We start from the raw sequence: 12,022 nt of genomic DNA, 5'->3' as shown, positions 1-12,022 counted from the left end.
GCACTCGGGGCCATGGCGACACGGGAGAAACGCCGGTGACATCGGTATCCGACATCAACAGGGTTCGCCGCACCTGGGCAATCGCCGCAACGATCCCCGGCAACATCGCCGCGGCCTTTTACGATCACCTGTTCAGACTCGACCCCTCGGCGCGAACGCTTTTCAGCACCGACATGGGCCTACAAGGCAATAAACTGGTGGAAACCCTCGATTACATCATCGATAGCCACGACAACACGGCGGGGCTTGCCGATGCGGTGTCCGAACTGGCCCTGCGTCACAAGGGCTATGGCGTGACACCCGATCAGTATGGCCATGTCGGCGAGGCACTTGTTTGTGCGCTTGACGACTTGCTAGGCCGTGATTTTTCCGCACAGGACCGCGCCGCCTGGCAACGAATTTTCGGCGAGCTGTCCAGACAAATGATTGCCGCCGCCCATGAGGACTGACCAGGTATCAGCCGCACGACAACGGCATGGGCTTTGCATGATGGGTGACCTTAGTGCCATTTGGCAGAGCGAAGCCGCATTTGGGCGGCAAGGGAACAAATGAAAATCATCGTTCGCGAATTCGATACACAAGATCAGATTTCGGAAATCGCAATGGATCTGCGCGCGCTGGCAACCGCGCTGCAATTCTGTACCATCCACCTGGACGAAGGACTGGACCCCGCCCCCCTGCTGGACGCGGCCTGCGACCGCGGAACCAGGGTCATGGGTGGAACCTCGTGTTGCGGCACGATGACGCATAACGGTGCGGCGGCCGGATTTCTGTTCGGAATCGCCGATGCCGAGGGCGCCTATGGAACGGCCATCGTCGAGCTTGGCGACGACCCGGCCGCCGCCGCACAGGCCGCGACATTGGCCGCCATCGCGAATGCCGACCGCGTCGGGGAGAGGCCGCACATGGTCTGGGTCTACGGCACCCCCGGCCAGGAAGAAAGCATCCTGAAGGGTATCGAAAACGTGGTGGGCACCGACACGCCCATCGTCGGAGGCAGCGCCGCCGATAACAGCGTGGCCGGCGCATGGTCGGTCTTTGCGGATCGTGTGACCTCGGTCCGCGCCGTGGCGATCGGGGTTCTCTACCCGTCCGGCGAGATTTCGCTTGCCTACCAGAACGGCTATGCCCCGACCGAACACAGCGGCGTGGTCACCCGCGTCACCGGCCGCCGCATCGCCGAGATCGACGGCCGCCCCGCCGCCGAGGTCTATGCCGAATGGACCGGCGGCGCGGTTTTGACCGAGGCCGCGCCGGGGCAGACCTGTTCGATCCTGTCAGAGGCCACCTTTTGGCCACTGGGGCGCGAAACCCACCGGATTGCCGATGTGCCCTATTTCCTGCTGGCCCATCCCAGCGCCGCCGACGATGCGGGCGGGCTGCATCTTTTCGCCGGGATCGAAGAGGGCGAACGCCTGACGCTGATGACCGGATCGGCCAGCGCCCTGACCGAACGCGCGGGCCGGGTTGCGCGGTTGGCGCTGGAAACCGGCAGGCTGATGCCCGATGACATCGCCGGGGCGATGATCGTGTTTTGCGGTGGCTGCATGCTGGGCGTGCGCGACCGGCTCGATGACCTCGTCGCCGGTGTTCGCGAGGCCCTGCCGGGCGTGGCCTTTTCCGTGGTCTTCACATTCGGGGAACAAGGCCCGATCCTGAACACCGGAAATCGTCACGGTAACCTGATGGTATCCTGTATCCTGTTTACAAAGTAAGGGCGGGATCACCCGCATGCTGGAAAACGAACGCCTTCGCGAAGCACTTCTGGAACTCCAGATCCTACGGGATCGGGAACGGCGTGCACATGAGGAAACGGTCGGCCTGCTGGCCGCGGTCGAGGCCTATGCCAGCGCGCCAACGCCCGGCCTGTCGATCGCGGCCCTGTTCGAGGCGCTGGCCCGCGCGACCGGTGCGGAAAGGGCGGTGCTGGTCGAGGATTGCGGGGCCGGGACCGCCCGGATCATTCGCGGCACTGACCCCGCGCGACACGGGCTGGAATGGCAGCCGCCCTTTGACCCGTTCTCGCGCCCGCGCAACATCGCAGACATGCGCGCGCTTGACGCGCCGGGCCACAGGGTGTTCTGCCGCGATCACCTCAGCGTGCTGTCGGTGCCGCTGCCCGATCTGGAAACAGGGCCGAAACGGGCGGTGATCTGCCTTCATCCGGCGGCCTGCGCGTTTTCGCGCCAGCATGTGCGCATGGTCGAGCGCCATTCCGGCCTGTTCGCCCGGGCGTTGGCGACCGAACGCCTGGCCGAGGAAAACGCCCTGCTGGCCGCGGTGATCGAGGGGTCGCCCGCTGGTTTTGCCATTGCCGACACCACGAAAGAGGATGCCCCGCTGATCTACGTCAATCCCGGTTTCGAACGGATCACGGGCTATGACGCCGAAGAACTGGTCGGCAGGAACTGCAATTTCCTGTCGGCAGAGCCGCCCGGCACCACCGAGCGGCAGCGGCTGCGTGAGGCGGTCGAGCAGCGCAAGGAAGGAAAATTCCTGCTGCATAACGCTCGCAAGTCCGGCGAATTGTTCTGGAACGAGTTGACGCTATACCCGGTGCATGGCCCCGATGGCCAAGTCCGGCACCTGGTCGCAACGCAGAATGACGTGACCCGGCGCATCACCGCCGAGATCGAGCGCGACCGCATCCGCCAGCGTATGACGCAGGCGCTGGCAGTGACCCAGGGCGGGTTCCTGATGCTTGACCGCGACGGGGTGGTGGTGCTGTCCAACGAGGCCCTGCAACAGGCTTTCCCGGCGCCGGGGCCGAACTGGGCGGTAGGCACCAGCTTTGGCGAAAACCGCGACAGTCACCTTGTTCAGACGCCGCCGCGACCCGGCTTTGACAGCTTGCCAGACTGCGCCGAACTGGGCGCGCTTGCCGTTGCCAACCATGGCCAGGAAATCACGCTTTCCAATGGCAAGAGCTATCTGTTGCGCGCGCGGCTCGACGCCGACGGCGCGCTGGTGGTCACGGCGACCAACATTTCGCGGCTCAAGACCATCGAGGCGCTGTTGCGCCAGCGCGCCGCCGCCGTCGACGCGGCCTTTGACGGCATCGTGATCCTCAATGATGTTCACCGCATCCTCTACCTGAACCAGGCCGCGGCGCGGCTTTTGGGCTTTGATCATCCCGACATGGCCCTTGGGCGCGACTGGCGCAAAAGCTATGGCATCCGCGACGAGAGCTTTGCCGGCGCCTACCGGCTGGAACGGCTGGGGCCCGACACCGCCGCACAGACCCACGAGATCACCTATTCCCCGCGCGAGGACGAGGGCGCGGTTCTGATCATCCGCGACATCACCGAACGCCTCGCCGAAGAGCGCCGCCAGGAAGAGTTGCAGCGCGCGCTGTTACGCGCGCAGCGCCAAGAGGCGCTGACACAGCTCGCGGCGGGGGTGGCGCATGACTTCAACAACCTGCTATCGGCGATCCAGGGCTCGGCCACGCTGATTACCGGCGATAACCACGCCGGGCAGGACGCCCGCGACCATGCAGAGCGGATCATCCGGGCCGGACAGCGGGCCGGTCGGCTGGTCAATCGCCTGCTGGACCTCGGCGCCGAACCACGCGAGGGCGGCGTTTTCGAGTTGCGCATGGCCTTGGGCGATGTCGCGGCGATGACACAGTCCAGCCTGCCCCCCGCGGTCGGGCTGGATGTCGATATCGGCGACGAGATGATGTTGCTGCGCGGCGATGCCGGCACGCTGAACCAGATCTGTGTGAACCTCATCCTGAATGCGCGCGACGCGATGCCCAAAGGGGGAGGACGCATTGCCCTGACCGTCAGCACGATCGATCCCACCCGCGCACGCGCATTGCGGGTCGGCACCCTGTCGGCGGGCATTCGCTATGCCTGCATCTCGGTCCGCGACACCGGCTCCGGCATGGACGAAGAAACCTGCGCGCGCATCTTCGATCCGCATTTCTCGACCAAGGGTGCGCGTGGCACCGGATTGGGCCTGACCATGGTCGCGCTGCTGGTCCGCGGGGCCGGCGGTGCGGTCGACGTCTCCTCTGCACCGGGGCGGGGGTCGGTCTTTTCGGTTTACTGGCCGGTTCAGACCGCCACCGGCCCCAGCCCGCAGGACGAGGGGCAACAGGTCGAATGGGACCTTTCCGGAATGACATTCCTTATCGTCGACGACGATCACCATGTCGGCGAGGTTTTGCAGGCCTTTCTCGAACGACAAGGCGCAGAGGTCGCGTTTTGCGACATGCCCGACATCGCCTGCGAGATCGCCCTGCAAGAACCGCGCGCCTGGACTGCCATCATCACCGATTACGATATGCCGGGCATGAATGGCGGTGACCTGGTAGAGGCGCTTGGCCGTGATACGCCCGATATCCCGGTTTTCGTGATGACGGCATTGGCCCGGCGCCTGACCGATCCGCGCATAGAGGGCGACCGTGTGCGCGGGCTGTTTGCGAAACCCATCAACCTGGGTGCGCTGGCCGGCGCGCTGGCGGCGCTGCGCGCCTGCCCCGAGACTTGCGAGACGGAGCGCTGAGCGCGCTGGTCCCGGTGATTGCTGCGTTCCGGCGATAAATCAGGCCTCGTCCGCACGCGCCGTCGACATTTCGCGGAAGCGTTCGAAAAGCATCAGGTATTCGGCCGGGATATCGCGGTAGGACAAAAGGCCCACCACGCGCCCGTTATCGGTGACCGGAAGATGCCGGAATGCATCGCCAAGCCGGACGGCAAGCGCGTCGGAAATCGGATGGTCGATCTCGACCGTGACAGGATCGCACGTCATGACCTGTGCCACCGTCGTGCCATCCATCGGTAGGCCACGCGCGACGGCGCGAAATACGATATCGCGCTCTGACACGATGCCAACCAGGCGGTCACCGTCAAGCACGGCAAGCGCGCCGACACCCTGCCCGGCCATGATGGTCGCGGCCTCTTGCAAAGAGGCCCCTGGGCCGACTTGGTTCAGCGGCCGCCCGGCCAAGATCGCGCCGATGGTCTTGATACTCATCATCCTGCCTTTGCCTGACAAAACGCTCGCAAGGATAGTGGCCCCGCATGCGACCCGCAACAACGCGAGGCCCGCGCTTCACCGCCACCGATGCGATACGCTCCCTCCTTAAAAGTCGAGGTTCTCCACGCTCAGCGCATTCTGCTGGATAAATTCGCGCCGGGGTTCCACGACGTCGCCCATCAACTTTGTAAAGATGTCGTCGGCCTCGGCCAGATCCTCGATGCGCACCTGCAAAAGCGTCCGCGCCGCCGGGTCCAGCGTGGTTTCCCACAACTGGCTCGGGTTCATCTCGCCTAGACCCTTGTACCGTTGCAGGCTGAGGCCCTTTTCGCCCTCGGCCAAGATCGCCCCCAGAAGGTCAGAGGGCGAATAGATCGGCTGTTCACGATCCTTGCGGACCAACGCGGCAGGTTTGCCATAGATTTCCTGTAACGGGCCGCTCATGCCCCCCAGGCGCCGCGCCTCGGCAGAGCGTAAAACGGGGCCATCCAGCGTGCGCACCTCTTCGACGCCCCGCACCATCCGGGAAAACCTCAATCCACGATCCTGCGTCGGGCGCCCCTGCCAACCGCGTTCGTATTCCAGCGAAACGAGGTCCAGCCGCGTCGCCACGGCATCGGCCGTGCCCTGAAGGTCGGCATCCACCTTCCCCTCGCGGAACGCGCCGGCAATCGCAGCCTGTTCAAGGATATGGGCCGGGTGGTGGGTCGGGAACGCGCCCAGGATACGCCGCACCTGCCGGGCCTCATCGACCACGCGGGCCAGATCCTGTCCGATGATTTCCTCGCCCGAGCCCAACCGCAAGACCGCGCCCTCTATCCCCATCTGGATCAGGTAATCCTCCAGCGCGGCCTGGTCCTTGAGATAGACCTCGGACTTGCCCCGGCTGACCTTGTAGAGTGGCGGCTGCGCGATATAGAGATACCCCCCCTCGATGATCTCTGGCATCTGCCGGAAAAAGAACGTCAACAAAAGCGTGCGGATATGCGCGCCATCGACATCCGCATCCGTCATGATGACAATCTTGTGATAGCGCAGCTTCTTGATGTCGAACTCGTCGCGCCCGATGCCGGTGCCGAGTGCCGTGATCAGCGTGCCAATTTCCTGGCTGGACAGCATCCGGTCGAACCGCGCCCTTTCCACGTTCAGGATCTTGCCACGCAGCGGCAAAACCGCCTGGTTCGCCCGCTCGCGCCCCTGCTTGGCCGAGCCACCCGCGCTGTCGCCCTCGACCAGGAAAATTTCCGACAGCGCCGGGTCTTTCTGCTGACAATCGGCCAGCTTGCCGGGCAGGCTGGCGACATCCATCGCGGTCTTGCGCCGGGTCAATTCGCGCGCCTTGCGCGCCGCCTCGCGCGCCAGCGCCGCCTCGATGATCTTGCCGACGATCTGCCGGGCCTCTTGCGGATGTTCCTCGAACCACTCGGCCAGTTTCTCGTTCACCAAGCTTTCAACCGCCGGGCGCACCTCTGACGACACCAGCTTGTCCTTGGTCTGGCTGGAAAATTTCGGGTCCGGCACCTTGACCGACAACACACAGGTCAGTCCCTCGCGCGCGTCGTCACCGGTGAAGTTCACCTTCTCCCGCTTGGCGATGCCACTGGACTGGGCATAGCCGTTGATCGTGCGTGTCAGCGCCCCGCGAAAGCCCGCCATATGGGTGCCGCCGTCGCGCTGGGGGATGTTGTTGGTAAAGGGCAGCACCGTTTCGTGATAGCTGTCGTTCCACCACATCGCGACCTCGACACCGATGCCGTCCCGCTCGCCGGTCATGAAGATCGGTTCGTCCATCACCGAGGCCTTGTGCCGGTCGAGATAGCGTACGAATTCGCGCACGCCGCCCTCGTAGGCCATGTCGGCCTCCAGCGGCTCAGCGGGGCGTTCGTCGCGCAGCCTGATCCGCACGCCGGAATTCAGGAAGGCCAATTCGCGCAGCCGGTTTTCGAGGGTCTTGAAACTGTAATCGAGGTTCGAAAACGTCTCCAGCGAGGCCAGGAACCGCACCTCGGTCCCGGTCCGGGTGCCCGCCTCGCCCACGACCCGCAGATGCTCGACCGTGTCGCCACGCTCAAAACGCGCGTAATGCTCCTTGCCGTCACGCCAGATGCGCAGTTCCAGCCAGTCGGACAACGCGTTGACAACGCTGACGCCCACCCCGTGCAGGCCCCCCGACACCTTGTAGGAATTCTGGTCGAACTTGCCGCCCGCATGCAGCTGAGTCATGATGACCTCGGCCGCGGAAACGCCTTCGCCCTCGTGAATGCCCACCGGGATACCGCGCCCGTTGTCACTCACAGAGACGCTTGAATCGGCATGGATCGTCACGCTGACCGCATCGGCATGACCTGCCAATGCCTCGTCGATACCGTTATCCACGACCTCGTAGACCATGTGATGCAGGCCAGAGCCGTCATCGGTATCACCGATATACATGCCCGGACGCTTGCGCACCGCTTCCAGGCCCTTGAGAACCTTGATGGAATCGGCACCATATTCTTCGGGCTGCCGCGGGTTTTCCGCCATGCGAGGGATCCTTCGTATTTTTGTGATTTTATACGATTTCATGGGGGGGTTGTCACGCCCGGACCACAAGATTTGGTGGGCTCAACCGGAAAACGCCCCCAGCGGCCGCAAGACCGATCCACCCGCCTCCTCGACGACCTCGACATGCTGCACCCGCTCGCCAAGGCCCGAAAACAGATCCCGCCCGGTGCCGGTCATCCAGGCCTGCGCCCCCAATGCACAGATCTCGTCATAAAGCGCGGCGCGTCGGCCTGCATCCAGATGCGCCGCGACCTCGTCCAACAACAACAGCGGCGGCGCCCCGAAATCCTGTGCCAAGGCACGGGCGTTTGCCAGGATCAACGCGATCAACAGCGCCTTTTGCTCGCCAGTCGAACACAGGCGCGCGGGCACCCCCTTGGCCGCAAAGACCGCGTCCAGATCCACCCGGTGCGGCCCGGCCAGCGTCCTGCCCGCAGCCATGTCGCGCGCGCGGCCCGCCGCCAGAATCCCGACCAGGTCCTCCTGCTCCCCCGGATCGCTCCCGTCGGGCCCAGTCAGGCTCAGGTTCGCGCGTGGAAAGGCCGTCTCGGCCCCCACCTGCGCCGCGGCAAGACGGGCCAGGGCCGCGCGCCGGTTCTCCCCGATTACCGCGCCCGCCGCGGCCATTCGCCATTCCAGCGCATCGTACCAACGGGCATCGCGCACCGCGTCCTTCAACAGGCGGTTGCGCTCGCGCATGGCTTTTTCATAGGCCAGAACCACCTCGGCATGGCCCGGCTCGAAACTCAGCGTCACCCGGTCCAGGAAACGCCGTCGCCCCTCGGCCCCCTCGATCCACAGCCGGTCCATCGCGGGCACCAGCCACAGCACTCGCGCAATCCGGCCCAGCGCTACCTGCGCCGCGGTCTTGCCGTCGATGCGCACCTGCCGCGTGCCGCCCGGCTCAGCCCAGGTCTCAACCTCGTGCACCTGGTGGAGCGAGCGCAGCACACCCGCCACCTTCCAGCCCAGCCCGCCGGGGGCGCGCGCCATCTCCTCGGCTGCGGCCCGGCGCAACCCGCGGCCCGGCGAAAACAGCGACACCGCCTCCAACAGGTTGGTCTTGCCCGCCCCGTTCGGACCGAAAATCGCCACCGGTCGACCATCCAGCACCAGCTTCGTCCGCGGGTGCGACCGGAATTGCGACAAAGACAGCTCTGTCAGGGCCAGTTCTGCCACGCCCTGCCCTTCTTCTTGGTGAAAATACCCCCGCCGGAGGCACCCGGCACAGCCGGGTTCCTGGCCGATGCCCGGATCACACGCGCATCGGCATCACGACATAGACCGCCGAACTGTCATCGCCCTCGCGCATCAGGGTCGGGTCGCCGGCCGAGTTGAACAGGAACACCGCGTTCTCGCGGTCCACCTGTCCTGCGATTTCCAGCAGGTATTTCGCGTTGAACCCAATTTCCAGCCGATCGTCACCATAGGCCACGGCCAGCTCTTCCTCGGCCGCCCCGCTATCGGGGGAATTGACCGACAGCGTCAGCCGGTCCTCGTCCAGCGCCAGCTTGACCGCGCGCGAACGTTCGGAACTGACGGTTGCCACACGGTCGACGGCGCGGGCAAATTCTGCGGCGTCCACTTCCAGGCGCCGGGTATTTCCCATCGGGATCACCCGCGTATAGTCCGGGAAGGTGCCGTCGATCACCTTGGAGGTCAGGGTGATTTCCGGCGTGGCAAAGCGCACCTTGGTTTCCGACACCGATACCGCGATCTGCGCCTCGTCATCATCCAGCAGCTTGCGCAGCTCGCCCACGGTCTTGCGCGGCACGATCACGCCGGGCATGGTTTCGGCGCCTTCCGGCAGGGCTGCATCGATCCGGGCCAGCCGGTGACCGTCGGTCGCCACACAGCGCAGAGCCTGGCCATTCTCGCCCTGCGCGACGTGCATGTAGACGCCATTCAGGTAATACCGTGTCTCCTCGGTCGAGATCGCGAATTTAGACTTGTCGAACAGGCGGCGCAAAACAGGCGCTGGGGCAGAGAAATTCGAGGAATATTCCGACGAGGCCATCACCGGGAAATCCTCCCTGGGCAGGGTGGCCAGCGTGAAATGCGACCGCCCGGCCTGCACCGTCAACCGCCCGGACGCGCTGTCATCGGTCAGTTGCACCAGTGCCCCGTCCGGCAGTTTTCGCACGATTTCATGCAGGGTGACCGCGGGCACCGTGGTCGCGCCGGCCCTCTCGACCTGCGCGGGCACCTTGTCGACCACCTCGATATCCAGGTCTGTCGCGCGGAAACTGACACAATCGCCCTCGGCCTCGATCAGGACATTGGCAAGGATCGGTATGGTGTTGCGTCGTTCCACCACGGATTGCGCCTGACCGACAGCCCGCAAGAGGGTGCCGCGTTCGATGCTGATCTTCATGCCCTCGCTCCTCATGGCAAACGGGAGGCGAACCGTAGCGGCTTCGCCTCCCGGCTCAAGCGTTTTCTGAACTGTCCGGGACTTTGAAAGGGGCGTCAAGGCCGCAGCGGGTGATCTCAGGCCTCCAGCATACGGCGCAGCAGTTCCAGATCCTCGGCGATCTGCGGATCGGCGGCACGCAATTCCTCGATGCGCTTGACGGCGTGGATCACCGTGGTGTGGTCACGCCCGCCGAAATGGCGCCCGATCTCGGGCAGCGATCGCGAGGTCAGTTGCTTGGACAGGTACATCGCGATCTGGCGTGGCCGGGCGATCGTGCGGTGACGCTTGGGGCCGATCATGTCGGACAGGCGCATGTTGAAATGCTCGCTCACACGGCGCTGGATCACCTCGATCGTGACCTTTCGATCACTCGCGCGCAGGATGTCCGCCAGGCAGTCCTGGGTCAGCTCAAGCGTGATTTCGCGGCCCACGAGCGAGGCAAAGGCGAACAGCCGGGTCAGCGCACCCTCGAGAACACGGACGTTGTTGACGATGCGATGGGCAAGGAATTCCAGCACCCCGTCGGACAGGACGAGACCCGGATATTGCTGGCGGTACAGTTCGACCTTCTGTTGCAGGATACCCAGGCGCAGTTCGTAATCGGTCGGGTGCAAATCGACGATCAGCCCGCATTGCAGGCGGCTCCTGATCCGCTCTTCGAGGTTCTCGATCTCGCCCGGTGCACGGTCACCAGACAGGATGATCTGCTTGTTCTGGTCGACCAGCGCGTTAAAGGTGTGAAAGAATTCTTCTTGCGTGCTGTCCTTGCCGGCAATGAACTGCACATCGTCCACCATCAGCACGTCGACCGAGCGGAACAGCGCCTTGAATCCCATCATGTCCCTTTCGCGCAGCGCCTGCACGAAACGGTACATGAACTGTTCGGCCGACAAGTAGACGACCCGCATTTCAGGCGCGCGCGCGCGCAATTCCCAGGCGATGGCGTGCATCAGGTGTGTCTTGCCCAGGCCTACGCCACCATAGAGAAACAGCGGGTTGAAAGTAACCGTCCCCCCCTCTGCCACACGGCGTGCGGCGGCATGGGCCAATTCGTTGGGCTTGCCGGTCACAAAGCTGTCGAAGGTAAAGCGCGAGTCGAGCGGGGCACCGGGCAGATCGTCGCCGGCCACAGCCTCGGGCGCGCGGCGCGGCCCGTTCGTGGAAGTTTCGGCGGCACGATGAGTGACGGCCGGGGCAGAACCGCCTGACGCCACCGAGAATTCCAGCCGGTCGACCTCGATGCCGTTGCGCGACATCTGGTCGATAATCTTGTCAGAGAAATTGCGGTTCACCCAGTCGCCGACAAAGCTGGTGGGCACATCGAACCTAGCGACGCCGTCATTGACCGCAGAGAACCTGAGCGGCGCGATCCAGGTCACGAAATTATTCTGGCCGATCGTTTTTCGAAGATCGTCGCAAATGAGGCCCCAGGTCTCTTCGGTCATGTCCGCCCGCTCTCGTTACATCCCGTGTGATACGCAGCCCTGCCATGACAGCACCTGCCGTCGCGTTAAGCCTGCGCACGCCGATCCGACACGGGGCCCCGTCCGGTCCGTCAAACCGGCCCATCAAAGACGAGACAACCGCCAGCGGCGACGCCAGCGGCGTGCCCTGCTTGCAAGTTTTTCGCTTTGCCACACTCGCGTGCGGAACCGGAAACACGGACCAAGAGGCGCCTGCCGGGCATACCGCCCTGCATGTCGAAAGCAATACCGGCCATTTCCCCAAAACCGCCGACCGGCGTCTTGTCGCCGCTGGTCAACAGCATGGCCGAAATGTGCTTTCTGGCGCGTGGTCCCCCCAAGTCGAACTGAATCGCCCAAGGAACCTAGACCGCCGCTCTTGGGTGGCGCAACAGAACTTCGGCCTTGACCGAGGCTTTTCAAAATCGAATCTCGGCGGGCTGTTGCAGGCAGGAAAAGGCGGGTTAGAAACGTATTAAAAAACCGTTCCGGGCCGCAGCCCGCCTGTGCGCGGTAGCAACAGCTTGTGCTATGTTGCACCGGAAGGGCAGTTGCCGATCGCTTATTGGTGGGCTGGACCCCGTTAAAAAACGTGGCACATGGGCTGATGCGC

At 64.4% G+C, this 12,022-nt stretch carries 9 protein-coding genes; 3 read left to right on the top strand and 6 right to left on the bottom strand.

Annotation, left to right across the window (positions count from 1 at the left end):
- Positions 1-35: 35 nt before the first annotated feature.
- From EV663_RS11825 to EV663_RS11815, 3 genes are all read left to right on the top strand, one after another.
- Positions 36-449 carry a globin domain-containing protein gene (locus tag EV663_RS11825; RefSeq protein ID WP_165910190.1) on the top strand — a complete coding sequence of 138 codons (414 nt, stop codon included), beginning with the start codon at positions 36-38 and terminating at the stop codon, positions 447-449.
- Positions 450-548: 99 nt separating this feature from the next.
- On the top strand, positions 549-1,715 hold the full coding sequence (locus tag EV663_RS11820; protein WP_132952101.1) for an FIST signal transduction protein: 1,167 nt from the start codon (positions 549-551) through the stop codon (positions 1,713-1,715).
- Positions 1,716-1,731: 16 nt separating this feature from the next.
- Positions 1,732-4,512: a PAS domain-containing protein gene (locus EV663_RS11815; protein WP_132952099.1), complete on the top strand. Its 2,781-nt coding sequence runs from the start codon at positions 1,732-1,734 to the stop codon at positions 4,510-4,512.
- Positions 4,513-4,551: 39 nt separating this feature from the next.
- On the opposite strand, the gene EV663_RS11810 is transcribed toward EV663_RS11815, so the two are convergent.
- The 6 genes from EV663_RS11810 to EV663_RS11785 form a co-directional block, all read right to left on the bottom strand.
- A complete protein-coding gene (locus EV663_RS11810; protein WP_165910189.1) occupies positions 4,552-4,983 on the bottom strand; it encodes a CBS domain-containing protein in 432 nt (143 codons plus the stop codon).
- A gap of 108 nt (positions 4,984-5,091) precedes the next feature.
- Positions 5,092-7,509 (bottom strand): DNA topoisomerase (ATP-hydrolyzing) subunit B, encoded by a 2,418-nt coding sequence (gyrB, locus tag EV663_RS11805; protein WP_132952095.1) that lies wholly within the window; start codon positions 7,507-7,509, stop codon positions 5,092-5,094.
- Positions 7,510-7,590: 81 nt separating this feature from the next.
- A complete protein-coding gene (recF, locus tag EV663_RS11800; RefSeq protein WP_132952093.1) occupies positions 7,591-8,709 on the bottom strand; it encodes a DNA replication/repair protein RecF in 1,119 nt (372 codons plus the stop codon).
- Between the two features lie 76 nt (positions 8,710-8,785).
- Complete coding sequence (dnaN, locus tag EV663_RS11795; RefSeq protein WP_132952091.1) at positions 8,786-9,904, bottom strand: DNA polymerase III subunit beta; 1,119 nt, start codon at positions 9,902-9,904, stop codon at positions 8,786-8,788.
- A 116-nt stretch (positions 9,905-10,020) separates the two neighbouring features.
- Positions 10,021-11,391 (bottom strand): chromosomal replication initiator protein DnaA, encoded by a 1,371-nt coding sequence (gene dnaA / locus EV663_RS11790; RefSeq protein WP_132952089.1) that lies wholly within the window; start codon positions 11,389-11,391, stop codon positions 10,021-10,023.
- A 110-nt stretch (positions 11,392-11,501) separates the two neighbouring features.
- Positions 11,502-11,714 (bottom strand): hypothetical protein, encoded by a 213-nt coding sequence (locus tag EV663_RS11785; RefSeq protein WP_132952087.1) that lies wholly within the window; start codon positions 11,712-11,714, stop codon positions 11,502-11,504.
- Positions 11,715-12,022: the final 308 nt, after the last annotated feature.

Origin of the sequence: Rhodovulum bhavnagarense (assembly GCF_004343505.1) — a bacterium.
In the GTDB taxonomy this organism is placed as follows: Bacteria; Pseudomonadota; Alphaproteobacteria; order Rhodobacterales; family Rhodobacteraceae; genus Rhodovulum; species Rhodovulum bhavnagarense.
Note: the sequence above shows the minus strand (reverse complement) of the source record. Positions and strands in the feature narration are given on the sequence as shown.

Coding starts and splice junctions, on each gene's coding strand:
- EV663_RS11820 (WP_132952101.1), top strand. CDS start 549: ATGAAAATCATCGTTCGCGAATTCGATACACAAGATCAGATTTCGGAA.
- EV663_RS11815 (WP_132952099.1), top strand. CDS start 1,732: ATGCTGGAAAACGAACGCCTTCGCGAAGCACTTCTGGAACTCCAGATC.
- EV663_RS11810 (WP_165910189.1), bottom strand. CDS start 4,983: ATGAGTATCAAGACCATCGGCGCGATCTTGGCCGGGCGGCCGCTGAAC.
- gyrB (WP_132952095.1), bottom strand. CDS start 7,509: ATGGCGGAAAACCCGCGGCAGCCCGAAGAATATGGTGCCGATTCCATC.
- dnaN (WP_132952091.1), bottom strand. CDS start 9,904: ATGAAGATCAGCATCGAACGCGGCACCCTCTTGCGGGCTGTCGGTCAG.
- dnaA (WP_132952089.1), bottom strand. CDS start 11,391: ATGACCGAAGAGACCTGGGGCCTCATTTGCGACGATCTTCGAAAAACG.
- EV663_RS11785 (WP_132952087.1), bottom strand. CDS start 11,714: ATGCTGTTGACCAGCGGCGACAAGACGCCGGTCGGCGGTTTTGGGGAA.